Raw genomic sequence first — 16,763 nt, forward strand, 5'->3', positions numbered from 1 at the left:
AGGCAAGGTCAGGCGTCTCGCAATGCCGCCGACACATCCATGTGCCGGATGCGCAGCGCTGGTATGAGCGCGGCGATCAGGGCGACCGCCACCAGCGCAGTCAGGGTTACCGCGATCACGCCAGGCGAGATGATCGGAGTGGGAAACATGCCAGGTGGCGCGAAGTTCTTGAGTGCGGCGCAGCCGGCGAGGCCCGTGGCCGCCCCGGACAGTGCAGCTGAACCGGCGACGATCAGGGCTTCGAGTGCCGTCTGGATCATCAGGGTTCCGTTGCGTGCGCCGAGAGCCTTGGCCACTCCGATCTCCACCGCGCGTTCAGCCAGCATGGCCAGGTGAAAGTTCGCGATGCCGACGCCACCGACCATCAGCGTGACCGTGCCGGCCACCCCGATGAAGACGGTGAACGCGATCACCAGAAGATCGCCCAGACCCAGCAACTGCGTCGTGTCGAAGGCGCGGATTGCATCGGTGTCGTCAGGATGGAAGCCGTTTTGCCGCGCAAGACTCGCCACCACCGCGCGCAGCACCTCATCCGAGGCAGCCCCGGGTCGCGGATAGATCGTCATCCAGGGAATCTCTTCTTTGGGGTGCCCGAGCCGCGACTCAGCCGTCGTTATAGGAACCACCAGCAGTCGATTGTCGGGTCGATTGGTATTGAATTTCTGCTGTCCGCTCTTCTCATCCATCACTCCGATCAACTCGAAAGAGACTCCCTCGACGCGAATCCTCTCACCCACCGCGCGAAGCGGATCGTCGAATAGATCTCGAGCGGCTTCCCAGCCCAGCACGGCCACCGCGCGTTCTCGTGCAACATCGGTGGCGTCCAGAAAACGTCCTGCTGCCATGTAGAACGAACGGTACTTCGCAAACCGCTCATCGGTTCCGTTCAGGTCGAGCCTGCGCAAGCGACCCGACGCTTCGACCAGAACGCGTTCGGAAGCTCGATGCTCGGCGAGGATCGCGGAGACCAGGGTTTCGTTCTCGCGCTCTGCGCTCTCGACTTCTTCGCGCGAGACACGCACCCGCACACCGGGGCGAACCCCAGGAAATCCGGAAGACGTCACTCCGGGAATCACGAACAGGCTAGGCTGACCGTAACGGCTCAGCTGGCGATCCATGAAGACACCGAAGCCCGCGCCCCAGGCCAGCATCAATACGATGGCGGCGCTGCCCCAGAACACCCCCATGCCGGAAGCGGCCACGCGCGCGCGATGATCGCCGATTGATTCCATGGCCAGGCGCAGTCGCTCGGAGAACTCCATCACACAGTCTCCATCATGTAACCCGCAGGGCGGCTGCGGGATCGATGCGCGATGCCATGCGCGCGGGAAGGATTCCCGAAACGGCGCCGACCAGAAGTAGGACGAAACAAGTGGTCGCGATCACGCTCGGCAGGATGCGTGGCGTGGGAATCAGTTCGGGTAAGGGGACAAAGGAAAAGAGCCAGACGATGCCGGTGGCCAGCAGGATTCCCAACAATCCGCCCGCGCCCACCACACACAACGTCTCGACCAGGAGCTGCAGGCTGATGTCGCTGCGACGCGCGCCGCAGGCCCGCCGCATGGCGAACTCCATACGCCGCTGATTGACGATTGCCACCATCAGGTTCGCCACGCCCACACCCGCCATCGCCAGCATTACCGTACCGACGAAACCGAGCAGCAACTCCAGCCCCGAGCCTATGCGCTTGAGCGGCTCGGAGTATTCGCGCACCTCGGTGTACGCGATCGCTTGTTTGTCGTCCGGGTCGAGGTGATGCTGGGGGTAGATCGCCGCCTCGAACTCCTCTCGCAACAGGGCGGTTTCATCGACACGGTGCGGCTCGAGCAGGAAACTGCCCACCGCATTGCCCAATCCGAAGATCCTCTGTCCCTGGCTCAAAGGGATGAAGACCATGTCGTCGTGCAGAGCCTGGTTGACCATCAACTGGGCTCCCACGCGCTTGAGAACGCCAATCACCCGCAGCGGCGTTCCCTCGACCTGAATCGTCTGACCGATTGGATCGACGTCGGGCAAGAAGATCTCGGGCAGGTTCGCACCCAGGACCGCGACGGGTCGTCCCATCCGCTCGTCCTCATCGTCGATGAAGCGGCCGCGCGCCAACTCGTGTACGCGAATCCATTTGAGATCAGGCGTATTCGCGCTGACCACCGTGTTGCGGGTGCGATCCGCGGTTCGCACGGTCACGGCTCCGGGTTCGTATACGGCCGCAATCCAGCGCGCGGAAGGCAGACTCGCCCGCAGCAGGCTCAGGTCATCCTCTTCGAAGACGATCTTGCGGCCCGGACGCGCCCCTCCCATTTCTCTGCTGGTGTACTCGGGGTTTGCCTCCAGGAAGCGATCCCCCGTGCGCTTGAAACCGAGGTCCAGAAAGTTGTACAGACCGGCGCCGAACGAGAGCAGGAGCACGACCGCCGCCGCACCCCAGACGATCCCGAGCACGGTCAGCACCTGCTCGCGAAAGCGCGCGCGCAACTGCAGGATGCCCTCCTCGGCCAGCGGAAGACTCAAGCGGGCGATCCTGCGCAAGTCAGGCAACGGCCGCCTCCGCCTGCAGGCATCCGTCGCTGATTCGCACGACGCGCTGGGCGACCTCTGCGACCTCCTCGCTGTGTGTGACCGCCACGATCGTGCGACCCTCGCGATGCAGTTCGCGGAACACGTCCAGGATCTCGCGACCGGTCTTCTGATCGAGGTTTCCAGTGGGTTCGTCCGCAAGCAGCAGGCGCGGTTCATTGACCAGCGCTCGCGCGATCGCCACACGCTGGCGCTCACCGCCCGACATCTGCGCGGGACGGTGGTCCAGTCGATGCGCCAGCCCCAGGCGTTCCAGCACCCGACGGGCTCGTTCTTCACGCACATTCCGCTTGACGCCGGCATACAGCAGCGAGAGCGCGGCATTGCGCTGCGCCGACATTCGCGGCATGAGATTGAAGGTCTGGAACACGAAACCAATGCGCTGCGCGCGTAGATCGGCCAATCCGTTGTCGTCCAGGTCCTGGATCTCGTCGTCTTCGAAACGGTAGACACCGCTACTCGGCCGCGAGATCGCTCCCAGTATCTCCAGCAACGTGGTCTTTCCCGAGCCCGACGCACCCATGATTGCGATGAATTCGCCCTCGTGGATCTGCATGTCGATTCCCTGCAGGACCTCGACTTCGTGATCGCCCATGAGGAAGCGCTTGCGCACCCGTTCCAGTTCGATCAGCACACTCATCCGCGAACTCCATCGGCACGCAAGAGAATCACATCGCCCGTAGACAGTCCCTCAGCCACCACGCTGTGAAAACCGTCGCTGCTTCCCAGGCGAACCGGCGTCAGGCGGAAGGCGGGCCCCCCTCCCACATCGGGCGTCCGTACATGCGCGCTGCCACTGCGCCGAACGACGGCCGTGTTCGGGACGATCAAGACGTCGTGGTATTCGCGAACGGTCACACGGGCATCACACGACATGCCCACACGCAAGCGCTCGTCCGCTTCTACCTCGATCTCGACTTCGAAGTTGGACACATTGCCCTCGACGGTTCCAGAGGAAGAGATCTTGCGCACGTGCCCACGGAATTCTTCATCCGGAAACGCATCGATGCGGATGGATGTCTCGAATCCGACCCGCACTCGGGCGATGTCGTTTTCGTCTACATCGGCCACGAGTCGCAGACGCGTATCGTCCGCGATCACAGCGACCACCGTCCCGCCGGAATTCGTCACGTCGGCAACCGCGCGACCGATTTCGCCGTCGCGCCGGATGATCACGCCGTCGACGGCGGCCCGAACCACGATGTTGGCCTGGTCGCGTTCTGCCTGGCGCAGGAGTTCGCGCGCCTGAGCAACGGCGGCGCGGCGCGCCAGCGATTCGGCCCGCGCATCCCCCACAGCGATTTCGGCGAGTCGCAGATCTTGTTCGGCCCGTTCCAGATCAAGCGCTGAAGCGACCTGGTTCTGATGAAGCTCCGCCTTGCGGCTATGTTCCCGTCTCGCCCGGTCGCGCAGCACTTCGGCCCGACCGATCAGGTCATAGCTGGCATTGGCCTGGCGCAATTGCAATTCGGCACGCCGTTCGGCGACCCGCGCGTCGAGTCGTTCACTGTCGAGTTCGAACAAGGGCTGGCCCTTGAGCACTCGATCGCCCTCTTCCACGTGAACGGTGGCGATGATCCCGGACACTTCGGAAATGACAGGAACCCGAACCAGAGGTTCGATTGCGCCCGAAGCGACGATCGTCTCTACAAGACTGCCCCGTTCGACGGAATAGGCGCGGAACTCCGCATCGGGATCCTCATCGCCGGACGCAATATCTGCGGTCAAACCGCGGAAGACTCCGATCACACCGATCAGGGTCCCGACCAGAATCCCCGCGATCCAACCCAACTGCTTCAGGCGTCCGGTGCTCGTTGCTTCGTTCATGGCTCGTTCCCCTCATGGATTCTCCGTGAGGTGGAACTGCAATCCAGATGCCGACCGCGCGCGGCACAACGGGCTCAGTAGACGCCTCAACTGCAGCAAGAAAGCTGCGCATGAAACGAGCGACATGCGAACTCGCCCACGAAGGGGGGGGCGAAGGTATGATGGCGGCATGCCCATAGTCACATCTCACGGCGTCGAGCTGTACTACGAGACCTTCGGCGAGGGCCCCGCCATCGTGTTCGCGCACGGCGCCGGCGGCAACACCCTGAGCTGGTGGCAACAGGTGCCGCATTTCGCCCGCCAGCAGCGCGTGATCAGCTTCGACCACCGGGGCTTCGGACGCTCCCCATGCCCGGGTGCGGACTTTCTACCCGAGTATTTCGCGGACGATCTATGCGCGATCCTGGACGCCGAGTCGATCGAACGCGCCGCCCTGGTCTGTCAGTCGATGGGTGGCTGGACGGGCTTGCAGACGGCCGTGCGACACCCCGAAAGAGTTCGCTGTCTGCTGCTCGGCGGAACGCCCGCGGGTGTATTCACGGAAACCGTCGGAGCCTGCTTCGCCCAGCTCGGGGCGCGATTCCAAAGCGAGGGGGTCGTAGCCAACGCGGCGGTCGCACCGGAATTCGCGCTTCGCGAACCGCTGCGCACCCACCTGTACGATCAGATCTCGGCTCTCAACCCGGACCTGCCACCGGAAGGGATGATTCGCCTTCCGGCTTCACAGATCGGCAAGGACGATCTCGAGGGCTACTCGGTGCCGACGCTGATGTTGTCCGGGCACGAAGATCAGCTCTTTTCTCCGGAAGCGCTGCGTGAGGTTTCCCAGATCATCCCGGGTGCGGAACTACTCGAGTTCCCGGGGGTCGGCCATTCGCTGTACTTCGAAGATCCCGAGAACTTCAATCGCGTGCTCGACGAGTTCCTGTCCCGGAATCCCTGAGCCCGGATCCCCGAAGCGGCTCCGTCGCGCTCCCGGGTTCAAAATCGAAGTTCAGACCCCGGTGCGTTGGAAAAGTCGTGGCGAAAACTAGCACGGGTGGCGAAACTCACAGCGTGAAGCGGGCCCCGAATCCACAAGCCATCGACCTCGGCTCCGGTGTCGTTTTCGATCCACCGTTCGTTCTCGCTCCAATGGACGGCGTGACACACCGGGTTTTTCGGGAGGTCATCCTGGACCACGGAGGCGTCGGTGCCGCCTGGACCGGATTCATTCGCGTCAGCCAGCAGCCCGTCAAGCCCGCGGCGATCCGCCGCGAACTGGGTTCCGCTCATCGCGATGTTCCGATCGGCGTACAGCTCATGGGTGTGGACCCAGGAGCGACCGCACAAACTGCCGTGAACGCAGTGGAAGCGGGAGCGCCGATGATCGATCTGAACTTTGGCTGCCCCGCGCCGCGCGTATTCAAGAAACAGGCGGGAGCTGCGCTACTGGAATTTCCGGAACGCATCCACGCACTGGTCTCCGCAGTCGCCAAAGCTGTGGAGGTTCCGGTCACGGCGAAGATCCGACTCGGTGTGGGGGATGACTCGGCGCTGCACGAGATCGTTTCCGCGATTGAAGCTGCGGGTGCGAAGCTATTGACCGTGCACGCGCGCACCCGAAACGACGCCTACAAACATCCCGCGCGCTGGGAGGCCCTGGCCTGCGTGCGCGAGTGGACCCGCCTGCCGCTGCTGGGAAACGGCGATGTCAATTCCGTGGCCGACGCCAGCCGAATGCTCGAGTCGGGAGTCGACGGCGTCATGATCGGTCGAGGAGCGATACGCGACCCCTGGCTGCTGCTGCGACTCGCCCGACACCATCGAGGAGCCGCTCCACCCACAACCGGTCCCGAGCAGATCCACGCCTTCCACCGGCGCTATCGAGACGGCCTGCTCGCGACGCTCCGAAACGAACACAGTGCGCTCGGTCAACTCAAACAGATCTACCGCCGGTTGGATGTGGGCCTATCGATCGACGCCGACGCGCGCACACGTCTGCTGCGCAGCCAGTCTCTCGCGGAACTCGACGAGCATCTGCGAGTCCTGAGCCAATCCCGCCCTCCCCGCTCCCCTCGACTCTCTCAACACCGGCCCGCATTCGTCGGGTCGAATCCAACGAGCTAGGGATTCGCATAGCATGGCGATGAAGCGAAGAGGCGCGGGCGATCTCGTGTACAGCACGGGAAAGGGGCGCATGTGCCCCAACTGCCGGCGACCTGTAAAGAACTGCGCCTGCCGCAAGAGCCCACGCGTCCCGCAGGGGGACGGCATCGTGCGTGTGCGCCGGGAGGTCAAGGGTCGCGGGGGCAAGACCGTGACGACGATTTCCGGAGTCCCCTTGCCTGAAGACGCGCTCAAGGATCTCGCCGGGGAATTGAAACGCGCCTGTGGAAGTGGTGGGTCCTGTAAGTCGGGGGTGATCGAGATCCAGGGAGATCACCGCGCGACCTTGACCGAGCAACTCCAGACGCGCGGTTACAACGTCAAGCTGGCCGGGGGATAGCGCCTCGATGGCTCCGCGACTCGACGTGTGCCTGCGCAGTCCGATCCGCGCGTTCGACTTCTCCGAAGCCGATCTGGCGCCCTTGCGCAGCGCGTTTCCAGCACTGGAACTGGTCATTCACGAGCGAGTCCGAGATCTGATCGCAGCACTTCCCGAGAGCGAATTGATCGTTACCTGGATGTTGCGGGCGGACGCTTTCGCGAAAGCTCCAGCGCTGCGCGCGGTCTTCACACCCTCGGCGGGCAATGACTGGGTCGCCGAAGATCCCGCTGGCCGGGTTCCTACGCACTACGGCACGTTCCACGGCGGAATGATGGCCGAGTCCCTGCTCGGGCTCATGCAACACTTCAACCGCAGGATTGGCGCGATGCTCGACAACGAGACGCGGCGCGACTGGGACCGGAATCTGCAGTTCCCCGGTCGCATGCTGCGCAATCAACACGCCGTGATCATCGGCTACGGCCAGATCGGCCGGGAATGCGCCCGGTTGCTGGGCGCGCTGGGCATGAGCGTTTCGGGAGTCCAGCGCTCACACAGCGCCGGAATCGATCCGGCCAGCGGTGCCAGTTATTGCGGACTCGACGAACTCGATTCTCAGCTCGCGCGCGCCGACCACGTGGTCCTGCTCCTGCCCGGAGGCGACGCGACACGCGGATTCATGAACAGGGAACGGCTTTCGAAGATGCGAGCGGGGGCCTTCATCTACAACTTCGGACGCGGCACGGTCTTGCCAGAAGCCGATCTGCTCGAAGCGCTGAATGAGGGAACACTGGCTGGAGCCGGACTCGATGTGACGGAAATCGAGCCGCTACCCGCCGATTCTCCGCTCTGGTCGCACCCTCAGGTCTTCGTCATGCCGCATTCATCCTGCGTCTACGAAGAGTACCGGGCACTGCACGTCGAAGAACTCACGCGCGCGCTACAGCCGTACCTGCAAGCCTAGCTTCGCGCCCTCACCCGTCGCACACCAGTACCGCCGCGCCCTGAATCGCGCCGTTGCGCAGACAATCGAGAGCCCGGTTCGCGTCGCGCAATTCGAAAGGAGTGACGTGCGTCGTGACCGGGTTGCGGGTGATGAACTCGAAGAACCCCAGCCCATCGGCGCGCGTCAGGTTGGCCACCGAGATCAGACGCCGTTCGCCCCAGAGCAGAGCATAGGGGAAGCTCGGAATATCACTCATGTGGATTCCCGCGCATACCACGGTTCCACCGGGCCGCACGGCCGCCAGCGCGAGCGGCACGAGTTCGCCCAGTGGAGCGTAGAGGATTGCCGCGTCGAGCGGTTCCGGAGACGAGTCGGTCGAGGACCCCGCCCAGACTGCGCCGAGTTCGCGCGCGAACGCCTGCGATTCCGTGTCTTCAGGCCGCGTGAAGGCGTACACCTCGCGCCCCTCTGCACGCGCCATCTGGATGACGATGTGGGCCGCGGCGCCAAATCCATACAGTCCCAGCCGGGACGGGTCACCCGACATCCGATAGGAGCGATAGCCGATCAGCCCGGCACACAGCAGTGGTGCAGCCTCGACCGATCCGTAGAGGTCGGGGATCGAGAAGGCGAAGCGGGCATCGACGATCGCCTCCTGAGCAAAGCCACCGTCGCCCGAGAAGCCACTGAAACGAGCTCGAGCACACAGATTCTCGCGTCCGGCCCGACAGTCGGCACACGTGCCGCAGGTCCAGGCCAGCCAGGGGATCCCGACCCGATCACCGACGCGATGAGGCGCCTGCGGCGCGCGAGTCTCGATCACCCGGCCGACGATTTCATGCCCCGGGGTGATCGGAAGCGTCGCTGGGGCGAGATCCCCGTCGATCAGGTGCAGATCGGTGCGACACACTCCGCACGCCTCGACGCGGAGCACGATCTCGCCTTCGCCCGGATCCCTGCGCTGGACCTGCCGCAACACGAGAGGTTGCCCGATGCCCTCGATTCGCATCGCCCACATGAAGAGAGTTGTAGCATCACGGCCGCGGGTGTCTCGTTGTGCGGGCGAACACGCGCTGGGCGTCTTCTTCTCGCGACGCGACCTGGAAGCCTGCGGGAAGCTAGCCTTCGGACTTCCAGGTATCCCAGTAGGTGATGTGCTCGGGAGGGCGACGGGTCGCCTGCTTGAAGTCATCACCGACCGTATAGGCGACCGGAAGCAGTCCGCATTGCGTCACGCCCTCGGGAATCCCCAGTAGCTCAGCTGCTTCGGCCTCCGCTGCCAGGTGCATCGTGGTCAGAACCGTGCCGAGTCCTCGCGAGCGCAACGCGAGTTGAAAGCTCCAGACCGCGGGAAACATCGAACCGAAGAAGCCCGCCGCCATGCCCGAGGGCGCCTCTGCCGGCAACCGTCCCTTCAAGCAGGGGATGACGTGGACGGGGACTTCGTGGAGGTGTTCGGTGAGATAGACGGCAGAGTCGAGTACGCGCGCAGTCTGTTCTCTGCCCGAGGCTTGCGCTTGATCGCGGCCCGCGGCCAGATAGTCGGCGCCGGACTTGCGATACATCTCGGCGAGTGCGCGGCGCTTGTCGGCATCGGTCACGATCAACCAGCGCCAACCCTGCATATTCGATCCAGTGGGAGCCTGCTGCGAAAGCCGGATGCAATCCAGAATCACCTCGCGAGGCACATCTCGCGTCAGATCGAGGCGCTTGCGAACGGCGCGCGTGGTCGAAAGAAGTCGGTCCGTGGTTTTGAGGTCGAATGACATGGCCCGGAGTATACGGGGAACCCGTGTTGAATCCGAATCGTCCGATCCGCGCTGGGGAACAGGGGCTCGGCTTCGTCAGGACGACGGTTCAGCGCACGCTTCGCGATATTCGGCCGCGAGTTCCTCGTAGTGTGAAACCCGCCGCTCGCTCTCATCCTGTTCCGCTTCGCTCAGTTCGCGCACGTAGCGGGCCGGCTGCCCCGCCCAGAGCTGACCCGACAGAACTCGCTTGCCTGGAGTGACCAGCGCACCGGCCGCGACCATGGCACGGCTTTCCACGACCGCTTCGTCCATCACGACTGCACCCATTCCAATGAACGCCCGGTCCTCGAGCCTGCAGGCGTGAATGACGCACTGATGACCGATCAGGACGTCGTCCCCGATCGTCGCGGCCCAGCCGTCGTTCGTCACGTGGATGATCGTGCCGTCCTGAATATTCGTTCGCGCGCCGATGCGAATCGGCTGAACGTCTCCGCGAAGCACGCAACCAAACCACACGCTCGAGCGCGCACCGATCTCCACGTCGCCAATTACCGAGCAGCCTGGAGCGAGGAAAGCGTCGGCGGCGACGCGCGGTAGCACACCGCGATAAGGCAAGACGATGGGGGCTGTACTCATCGGAGCATCCTATCAGTTCGTTCGGGGTGAACTTCGAACACTCGGTACATGGGCTGCAGTTCTCCAAGCGCCGAGATTCTCGGACCGGAAGAAAGCAACGCGAAACCGGGGACGGATCCAGAATCCAGACGCCGAAACAAGCTGCGCTCGGCTTCGGGTCGCAGTCGAAGCGTTTCGGGATCCACCAACGACTCCCGGCCCAGTGTCTTCGGTGCGTAATACAGAAAGCTCGGGTCGTACCACGTCACCACCCAGCGCACTCGTCGCGCCAGGAGTCGAGCGCGGAGATCAGATGCATCTTCCGGGGTCGAAAGGAGCATGCGGTGAGCATCGAGAATTCCCTCGAGGTTTCTGTGGTAACCCGAGGCGACCACTGGAAGATCCCCGTAGTACATCAGGTGAGCTCCCAACTGCCAGTGCGCCAGCACACTGTGTCCAGGCGCCGTTCGTGCGCGCTCGCGGAGTTCCAAGGCCAGTCCGCGGGAAGCTTCTGCAACCGCGACCGCAGATTTCGAATGGGCGGGTAGCGAGGTGGCGGCCGCCAGACCCAGGACGACGCACGCCAGTGCGACAAGCGTTTGGCCAGGTGGCCTCCGGCGTCGGATCGCATCCGCACCCAGCACGAGCACCAGCGGGTACAAGGGCGCGAACAGATGGGCGAGTTTGACCTCCCAGCAGGCCAGCGCAAGCGTCCCACTCGCCAGAACGATTCCGGCCACGCGAAGCCGCCTGGAGCGCTCGGCATCGAATGCGAAGGCCACAAGAGCGAGTGGGAAGACTGGCAGTAGAAACGAGAAACGGTGCAGCGCAGGCCAGAAGGTGAAGCGCAGATCCGGCCCGACAAACAGATGCCGGAACTCGGAGACCTCGCCCTGCACCCAGTTCTGCACCGCGGAAAAGGCCGCGAATTCTGCGCCGATTGCATCGCGCAGTCCGCCGAACAGCGCCAGTGGCATCAGTCCCAGGGCGATCGCGAGACCCGCACAGGCCAGCACTCGTCCGGCCGTTGCGGCCCGCGCTCGACCCGCGATCCCCACGAAGCCGCTGAAGACCGCGGCCTGGTAGAGCTGGAACCAGGATATGCGATCGAATTCCGCATTCGCCCAGACGGCCTGTTCGCTGGCGAGGCCCAGACACAGAGTCCCCAGCCAGCCGAGGCACCAGGCACGCTGCGCGCGCCAGAAACTGCGCCCGGGCAAACCGAACAACGCCAGAGCCAGGACCGCCGCGCACCACAGCCAGAACAAGAGCATCGACTCGGTCGAAACCCAGACGGCCAGCCCGAGGCCGGCACCGGCTGCAGCCGCCAGTCCGGTGCGTGCGCGTCCATCGAGCGCAATCAGCGAACCGTACACAAAACCGACCAGAGCCAGATGCTGCAGATTCTGGTGATCGCCATTGCCGAGCCACGATACGTTGACCAGCGAATACGACAACGCGTAGAACCCACCGACGCATAGCGCGCCGAGATCGCCACACAGCCTTCGGGCTCCCAGCAGGAGTAGCCAGAGCGAGCAGGTCGCGAGTACGGGTCCGGCGACCAGCGTACCCGCCTCGTAGGTGCGAGCCCCGGGAAAGAAAACAGCTGCGGGAACATCCAGTGCGCGAATCACCCGATCCATCGGCTGGGTCCAGTGACTGGTGCTGCCCTGCGGAAAGCCGTCCTTGCGTTCCAGGACCGGATAGTCCGTTTCGCGATCGAGCGTCCGGAGGCGCTCCAGGCGGCGCACCGAGTCGTTGTCCCAGAACAACAGACCATCGCTGCGCACGACCTCTCCAAAATTCCAGCAACGCACGAGCAAGCCCAGGAGCAGGAGTGCAGCCACACCGACCCCCCAGGCGCGCGAGTGCTGCGCCAACATTCCCGCGCGCGGGTCGACCTGGAACAGTGAAGGCAAGCGCCCATCCTAACGAACCGAGCGCCCGGACTGGCGAAGATGACACGACTTCGCGAGCGATGACCCGACTTCTAAAGGCGGCGGAGGGGGATTCCGACCTCAATCAGAATGAGCAAACCAAAACGCGCATTCCCCCGGATCAAGCGACGAGTGAGCTGTGACCTCACGGTGGGCGACAGTCGCCACGTGGGCGTGGTTCTGGATCTGTCTCCGAGGGGCTTTTTCGTCCAGACGGGCGCAAGCGTGGACATCGGCGCCAAGGTGGACGTCGCCTTGTGTGGCCGTGATGGCGCGATGGTGGAGGTCGAAGCCGTCGTCACGAACCGTCGCAAGATCCCGCCACAACTGGCCTCCGTCGCGCGCGGTGGACTCGGCTGCTGCCTGAAGACCACGCCCGAGGACTACTACCGGCTTCTTGCGAACATCAGTCCCGCCTAGCGAGTTCGCGCGCTTCTTCGAGCGAAACGAGGCGCAGCCTCGGGGGCTCTGCCTCTTCGGAGGCTTGCAAGAAGCGGATGGCGAGCAGTCCCTGTTCGTGACCGGCCGCATTCAGCCAGTTCTGGTGGCCTGGATCGCGGTGCGCGATCACCAGCCGATCGGAGCCGTCCGCTTCGACGCGTAATTCCCGATCGTTGACCTCCTCATCCCATTCGATCGCGTCGCCATCAGCCGGTATCCGTAGCGACCATCGAGTGCCGCCACATGGTAGTCGACGTCCGGATTGTCATCGATCAACTTGCGCTGGGGGCTCCCCCCAGGAAGCCTGCGACGATCAACCCCCACGAGCGCATCCCTGCGGATTCTGAGCTCATCCCTGCCCCACGAGTCCGGCGTCGCCCATATCACCCGCAGGTCCGGGACCGTCAGTGCCGAGACGCCCGCCTTTGTCGAAATGTCCCCGGCCGGGAAGATGATTGAATTCGACGCGAATGCCGTCGGGATCCTCGAAGAGAATCGAATAGTAGCCGGGCGCGAAACCGGCCTCTTCGGGGCCGTGGATCAGCTTCGCGTTCAACTCGTTCTTCACGAATTCGCAGATGGCGTCGACGCTCTCGCGATCGCGAGCGCGGAAGCAGAAGTGGTGCAGACCGGATCGGTTCTGGTCAAAACGCGAGTCGTCGCCTCCTTCGGGGATTCCCCTCACGAGGATCCCGGTGCGACTGCCGATGCAGTAGACGATTCCCTCGCCGCGAACCAGGGTCTTCATTTCCAGGAAATGACAGAGCTTTTCCCAGAACGGCAGGCATTCCTCGACATTGCTCACCGTCAGCTGGATATGGGCGATCCCATTCACTTCGACTGTCACTCGATCCTCCTCAAATGCTCCTTTTCGGGCCTGAACAGGCTTCCAGCTTACGCCATTCGCCCGAGCCAATACTTCGGGCTGTAGGGCCATCCCCCGCAGAAAGCACCCGTATGCTAGAAGAGCCATCCAACCAGCCGCCAACCGGAAGGGCGGATGCATCGACGGCCCGCACCGCTTCTCCTACACTTTTCGGGCCAAAGCCTGGGGGGGTGGGAGTGACGGCCGAGAACCCGATCCACGACTTTACGGGAAAGCTGCGTCAGCCAGTTCTGGCGCCGCAGCTACAAGCGTATGTCGAATGGCGGCGGGCATTGGAGCGAGCCCGCGCGAATGGAGAGCCGGACCCTCCACCGCCGGACCTGGCCCCGGTTTCGATCAACCTGGACCTGACGACCGCCTGCAATTTCCGTTGCACCCATTGCATCGACTGGGGAATCCTCAACACAAAGCACAAGTACCAGGAACAGGAACTGCGAGACAGCTTGATGCTCATGGCGGAGCGGGGTCTGCGTTCCGTGATCCTGATCGGCGGGGGTGAGCCCACGCTCTTCCCGAGATTCCCGGCTTTCGTCGAATACCTGAAGGAACTCGGCCTACAGGTCGCCATCGTGAGCAATGGCAGTCGCGGTCATCACCTCGCAGAAGCCGCGCGCCACATGGACGAACGCGACTGGATCCGTCTCTCACTGGACTCCGGCAGCAACGGTTTGTTCCAGGCGATGCACAGACCGGCCGCGGGAGTCGATCTCGATACCATCTGCCAGTCCATTCCTAAGATCAAAGAAGCCAACCCGAAAGTGCGCGTGGGCTTCTCGTACATCATCGTGTGGAGCGGCGCATCGCGCGAAGACAACGAGATCTTCGAGAACATCCACGAAATCACGACCGCGGCGAGGCGAGCCAAACGCTCGGGATTCGACTACATCGCGTTCAAGCCCGTGCTGGAGCGCCAGACGGACGGTGCGGAGGTCATGGACCCCTCGAAGACTTCGCGAGAAACAGCTGACGTGATCGCGAGTATTCGCGTCGAGGTCGACCAGGCCAAGGAACTCGCGGACGACAAGTTCGAAGTGTATGAGAGCATCAATCTGCGCATGCTCGAAGACGGCAGCTGGCACGAGTTCGCCCGCCAACCGCGCACCTGCCATATGCAGGCGCTGCGTCAGGTACTGACGCCGACGGGTCTGTTCAACTGCCCCGCGCACCGCGGAGTGGCCAAAGCCGAGATCGCGGGAAAGACCGCCTTCAACGATGAGCAATCGGCCGCCGAGACCGGCAGCCAATTGCTCAGGATTCTGGATGACTTCGACGCGAGCAAGGAATGCCGCGAGGTCACCTGCCTCTACAACGACGTAAACTGGTGGCTCGAGAAATTGATCCACGATCCCCTTCTGGATCTGGATGCCGAAGTCGGAGAAGAGCGCCAGGATTACTTCCTGTAGTTCGATGGATGCGCCCCGCCGCATCCTGGTATGCGCACCGAACTGGCTCGGTGACGTCCTCATGGCAACGCCTGCGTTGCGCGCTCTGCGACGGGCGCACCCGGATGCCGAGATCAGCATTTCAGCCCGAGCGAATCTGGTTGCGCTGATCGCAGCGCTGCCCGGTGTCGACCACACGCTTCCCGCTGCGCAAAAAGGCTGGGCGGCCGCCCGCGCGCAGGCATCGACTCTGAGTGCGCAGGGCTTTGACTGGGCGGTCTTGCTGCCCGATTCCTCCACTGTGGCCCTGCCACCTTTCCTGGCCAGGATTCCCCTGCGCGCGGGTTATGCGCGCGAACCGCTGCGTCGCTTGCTGATCAACCGGGCGGTCCCGCTGCCGCGTCAGGCCGGAAAACGCCTGCCGATATCCATGATCGAGCGCTACCTGAGGATTACACGTGCAATCGGTTGCCCTGATGCCGGATTATCGCTGGACCTGGAGGTGCACTCGAAGGATCGCGAAGCCATCGCCAAACGCCTGGAGGCCGCGCAGGTCGACTCGCGAGAGTCCCTGCTGGTGGTGACACCGGGCGCGAACTTTGGAGCCAGTAAACTCTGGCCTGCCGAACACTTCGCCGAGGCCTGCACAAGACTGCGCACTTGCCACGGATTGCGGGCGGTACTCGCGCCCGGGCCCGGAGAGGAGCCCGTGGCGAGGCAGATCGCAGAACTGGCGGACGGCGCAGCGCTGGTGCTCGATGAACCCTGTACCAGCCTGCTCGAACTGGCGGCCTTGATCGAACGCGCCACACTCGTGCTGAGCAACGACACCGGTCCGCGCCATATGGCCGTCGCTCTCGCGACGCCCGTCATCTCCCTGCTCGGGCCCACGGACCCGAGACACACCGAGCACCTGCTGGAGGGCCAACGAATCTTGCGCGAAGCGGTCGACTGCAGTCCCTGCCACCAGAAAACTTGCCCGACCGATCATCGCTGCATGACCCGTCTCGCCCCCGCACGCGTCGAGCAGGCGGCGCGGGAACTCCTGTCGTGAGCGCCCCCATCATCGCCGACTATCGCGAACTGGCGCGCGAACTGAAATCCGAACGGGACGCGCAACGCAGCATCGCACTCGCCAACGGCTGTTTCGATCTGCTGCACGTCGGGCACGTGCGCCTGCTAGCCGCCGCCCGTCGCGAAGCCGATGTGCTGGTCGTCGCCCTGAACAGCGATGAAAGCGCTCGCGCGCTCAAGGGGCCGAACCGGCCCGCAGTCCCCCTGATCGAACGCATGGAACTGGTTGCAGCTCTGGCCGATGTCGACTACGTGACGAGCTTCGGCGAACCCACGGCCGACGCGATCATTCGCGCGCTGCAACCGAACGTGCTGATCAAGGGAACCGACCGCACACCCGACGAGGTTCCGGAGCGGGAAACCCTGCGCGAGATCGGTGCCCGCGTCGCGATCTGCGGCGATCCCAAGACACATTCTTCCAGCGAATTGGTCGACAAGCGTCCGTGAGTCAAGCGCCTGCGTCGATCTGCTCCCGGTAGGCCGAAGTCAGCGCCGAGAGCATTTCGAGTCGCGCGGCCAGTGGCGCCGGGTCTGGAGGCTCGGCACCGGCGAGCACGCGGGTCAGAGTCGAGACGAAGTCCTCCAGGCGCGCCGTCAGCGGATCCGGGAGCGGTACGCTGCGCCCTCCGTCGCGGAACTCCATTCTGTAGTCGGGCATCAGGATCGAGCGCTTGGCACGTCGGCCATCGATTTCAATTGCGGCCGGGCGCGGTGCTCGAGCGCCCTCGATCAACTCGATCCGGCAGCGCACTCGCGACTTCTCCGTCACGTAGTCAAAGCGCAGGTCGAGCCCGGGAGAATCCACACGGCGAGTTCGCAGCTGTACATCTTCCAACCCGGACTTTTCGCCACCCACCAGC

At 63.9% G+C, this 16,763-nt stretch carries 18 protein-coding genes; 8 read left to right on the plus strand and 10 right to left on the minus strand.

Features of this window, described 5'->3' with window-relative positions; genetic code table 11:
* Nucleotides 1–8: 8 nt before the first annotated feature.
* The 4 genes from GY725_25060 to GY725_25075 are packed head-to-tail and all read right to left on the minus strand — an operon-like array spanning nt 9 to nt 4,404.
* Nucleotides 9–1,262, minus strand: coding sequence for an FtsX-like permease family protein (locus GY725_25060; GenBank protein ID MCP4007462.1), 1,254 nt, complete (start codon nt 1,260–1,262; stop codon nt 9–11).
* 13 nt (nt 1,263–1,275) lie between these two features.
* Nucleotides 1,276–2,511 carry an FtsX-like permease family protein gene (locus tag GY725_25065; protein ID MCP4007463.1) on the minus strand — a complete coding sequence of 412 codons (1,236 nt, stop codon included), beginning with the start codon at nt 2,509–2,511 and terminating at the stop codon, nt 1,276–1,278.
* 19 nt (nt 2,512–2,530) lie between these two features.
* Nucleotides 2,531–3,217, minus strand: coding sequence for an ABC transporter ATP-binding protein (locus GY725_25070; GenBank protein ID MCP4007464.1), 687 nt, complete (start codon nt 3,215–3,217; stop codon nt 2,531–2,533).
* Nucleotides 3,214–4,404: an efflux RND transporter periplasmic adaptor subunit gene (locus tag GY725_25075; GenBank protein ID MCP4007465.1), complete on the minus strand. Its 1,191-nt coding sequence runs from the start codon at nt 4,402–4,404 to the stop codon at nt 3,214–3,216. The genes GY725_25070 and GY725_25075 overlap by 4 nt, the downstream gene beginning before the upstream one ends.
* Nucleotides 4,405–4,573: 169 nt before the next feature.
* Between GY725_25075 and GY725_25080 the strand changes: the two genes are divergently transcribed.
* The 4 genes from GY725_25080 (at nt 4,574) to GY725_25095 (ending at nt 7,835) form a co-directional block, all read left to right on the plus strand.
* Nucleotides 4,574–5,347 (plus strand): alpha/beta hydrolase, encoded by a 774-nt coding sequence (locus tag GY725_25080; protein MCP4007466.1) that lies wholly within the window; start codon nt 4,574–4,576, stop codon nt 5,345–5,347.
* 77 nt (nt 5,348–5,424) lie between these two features.
* A complete protein-coding gene (locus tag GY725_25085; protein ID MCP4007467.1) occupies nt 5,425–6,513 on the plus strand; it encodes a tRNA-dihydrouridine synthase family protein in 1,089 nt (362 codons plus the stop codon).
* A gap of 19 nt (nt 6,514–6,532) precedes the next feature.
* Entirely contained in the window at nt 6,533–6,892 is a 360-nt protein-coding gene (locus GY725_25090) for a translation initiation factor Sui1 (GenBank protein ID MCP4007468.1), read from the plus strand.
* A gap of 7 nt (nt 6,893–6,899) precedes the next feature.
* The gene (locus GY725_25095; GenBank protein ID MCP4007469.1) at nt 6,900–7,835 is read left to right on the plus strand and encodes a D-2-hydroxyacid dehydrogenase; all 936 of its coding nucleotides are present in this window, start codon (nt 6,900–6,902) and stop codon (nt 7,833–7,835) included.
* A gap of 10 nt (nt 7,836–7,845) precedes the next feature.
* Here GY725_25095 and GY725_25100 read toward each other — a convergent pair whose 3' ends face one another.
* The 4 genes from GY725_25100 to GY725_25115 all read right to left on the minus strand — a co-directional run bounded on the left by GY725_25100 (nt 7,846) and on the right by GY725_25115 (nt 12,102).
* Nucleotides 7,846–8,835, minus strand: coding sequence for a zinc-dependent alcohol dehydrogenase family protein (locus GY725_25100; GenBank protein MCP4007470.1), 990 nt, complete (start codon nt 8,833–8,835; stop codon nt 7,846–7,848).
* A gap of 100 nt (nt 8,836–8,935) precedes the next feature.
* On the minus strand, nt 8,936–9,586 hold the full coding sequence (locus GY725_25105; protein MCP4007471.1) for a nitroreductase family protein: 651 nt from the start codon (nt 9,584–9,586) through the stop codon (nt 8,936–8,938).
* A gap of 75 nt (nt 9,587–9,661) precedes the next feature.
* The gene (locus GY725_25110; protein ID MCP4007472.1) at nt 9,662–10,204 is read right to left on the minus strand and encodes a gamma carbonic anhydrase family protein; all 543 of its coding nucleotides are present in this window, start codon (nt 10,202–10,204) and stop codon (nt 9,662–9,664) included.
* The gene (locus tag GY725_25115; protein MCP4007473.1) at nt 10,201–12,102 is read right to left on the minus strand and encodes a hypothetical protein; all 1,902 of its coding nucleotides are present in this window, start codon (nt 12,100–12,102) and stop codon (nt 10,201–10,203) included. The genes GY725_25110 and GY725_25115 overlap by 4 nt, the downstream gene beginning before the upstream one ends.
* Before the next feature lie 150 nt (nt 12,103–12,252).
* On the opposite strand from GY725_25115, the gene GY725_25120 reads away from it, so the two are divergent.
* Complete coding sequence (locus tag GY725_25120; protein MCP4007474.1) at nt 12,253–12,540, plus strand: PilZ domain-containing protein; 288 nt, start codon at nt 12,253–12,255, stop codon at nt 12,538–12,540.
* Nucleotides 12,541–12,910: 370 nt separating this feature from the next.
* On the opposite strand, the gene GY725_25125 is transcribed toward GY725_25120, so the two are convergent.
* Entirely contained in the window at nt 12,911–13,408 is a 498-nt protein-coding gene (locus tag GY725_25125; GenBank protein MCP4007475.1) for a VOC family protein, read from the minus strand.
* 215 nt (nt 13,409–13,623) lie between these two features.
* On the opposite strand from GY725_25125, the gene GY725_25130 reads away from it, so the two are divergent.
* Genes GY725_25130 through GY725_25140 form a run of 3 tightly spaced genes read left to right on the plus strand, consistent with a single transcriptional unit; the run spans nt 13,624 to nt 16,350 of the window.
* Nucleotides 13,624–14,850 (plus strand): radical SAM protein, encoded by a 1,227-nt coding sequence (locus GY725_25130; protein MCP4007476.1) that lies wholly within the window; start codon nt 13,624–13,626, stop codon nt 14,848–14,850.
* Nucleotides 14,851–14,854: 4 nt separating this feature from the next.
* Nucleotides 14,855–15,883: a lipopolysaccharide heptosyltransferase II gene (gene waaF, locus GY725_25135; protein ID MCP4007477.1), complete on the plus strand. Its 1,029-nt coding sequence runs from the start codon at nt 14,855–14,857 to the stop codon at nt 15,881–15,883.
* Entirely contained in the window at nt 15,880–16,350 is a 471-nt protein-coding gene (locus GY725_25140; GenBank protein ID MCP4007478.1) for an adenylyltransferase/cytidyltransferase family protein, read from the plus strand. The genes waaF and GY725_25140 overlap by 4 nt, the downstream gene beginning before the upstream one ends.
* Nucleotide 16,351: 1 nt before the next feature.
* Here GY725_25140 and GY725_25145 read toward each other — a convergent pair whose 3' ends face one another.
* Nucleotides 16,352–16,738 (minus strand): hypothetical protein, encoded by a 387-nt coding sequence (locus GY725_25145; protein ID MCP4007479.1) that lies wholly within the window; start codon nt 16,736–16,738, stop codon nt 16,352–16,354.
* Between the last annotated feature and the right edge of the window lie 25 nt (nt 16,739–16,763).

Source organism: bacterium, assembly GCA_024226335.1.
GTDB lineage: Bacteria > Myxococcota_A > UBA9160 > SZUA-336 > SZUA-336 > JAAELY01.

What these genes read in the sequence shown, in the direction of transcription:
- GY725_25100 (MCP4007470.1), bottom strand. Translation starts at nt 8,835, where the DNA reads ATGTGGGCGATGCGAATCGAGGGCATCGGGCAACCTCTCGTGTTGCGG.
- GY725_25105 (MCP4007471.1), bottom strand. Translation starts at nt 9,586, where the DNA reads ATGTCATTCGACCTCAAAACCACGGACCGACTTCTTTCGACCACGCGC.
- GY725_25070 (MCP4007464.1), bottom strand. Translation starts at nt 3,217, where the DNA reads ATGAGTGTGCTGATCGAACTGGAACGGGTGCGCAAGCGCTTCCTCATG.
- GY725_25075 (MCP4007465.1), bottom strand. Translation starts at nt 4,404, where the DNA reads ATGAACGAAGCAACGAGCACCGGACGCCTGAAGCAGTTGGGTTGGATC.
- GY725_25060 (MCP4007462.1), bottom strand. Translation starts at nt 1,262, where the DNA reads ATGGAGTTCTCCGAGCGACTGCGCCTGGCCATGGAATCAATCGGCGAT.
- GY725_25090 (MCP4007468.1), top strand. Translation starts at nt 6,533, where the DNA reads ATGAAGCGAAGAGGCGCGGGCGATCTCGTGTACAGCACGGGAAAGGGG.
- GY725_25080 (MCP4007466.1), top strand. Translation starts at nt 4,574, where the DNA reads ATGCCCATAGTCACATCTCACGGCGTCGAGCTGTACTACGAGACCTTC.
- GY725_25095 (MCP4007469.1), top strand. Translation starts at nt 6,900, where the DNA reads ATGGCTCCGCGACTCGACGTGTGCCTGCGCAGTCCGATCCGCGCGTTC.
- waaF (MCP4007477.1), top strand. Translation starts at nt 14,855, where the DNA reads ATGGATGCGCCCCGCCGCATCCTGGTATGCGCACCGAACTGGCTCGGT.
- GY725_25110 (MCP4007472.1), bottom strand. Translation starts at nt 10,204, where the DNA reads ATGAGTACAGCCCCCATCGTCTTGCCTTATCGCGGTGTGCTACCGCGC.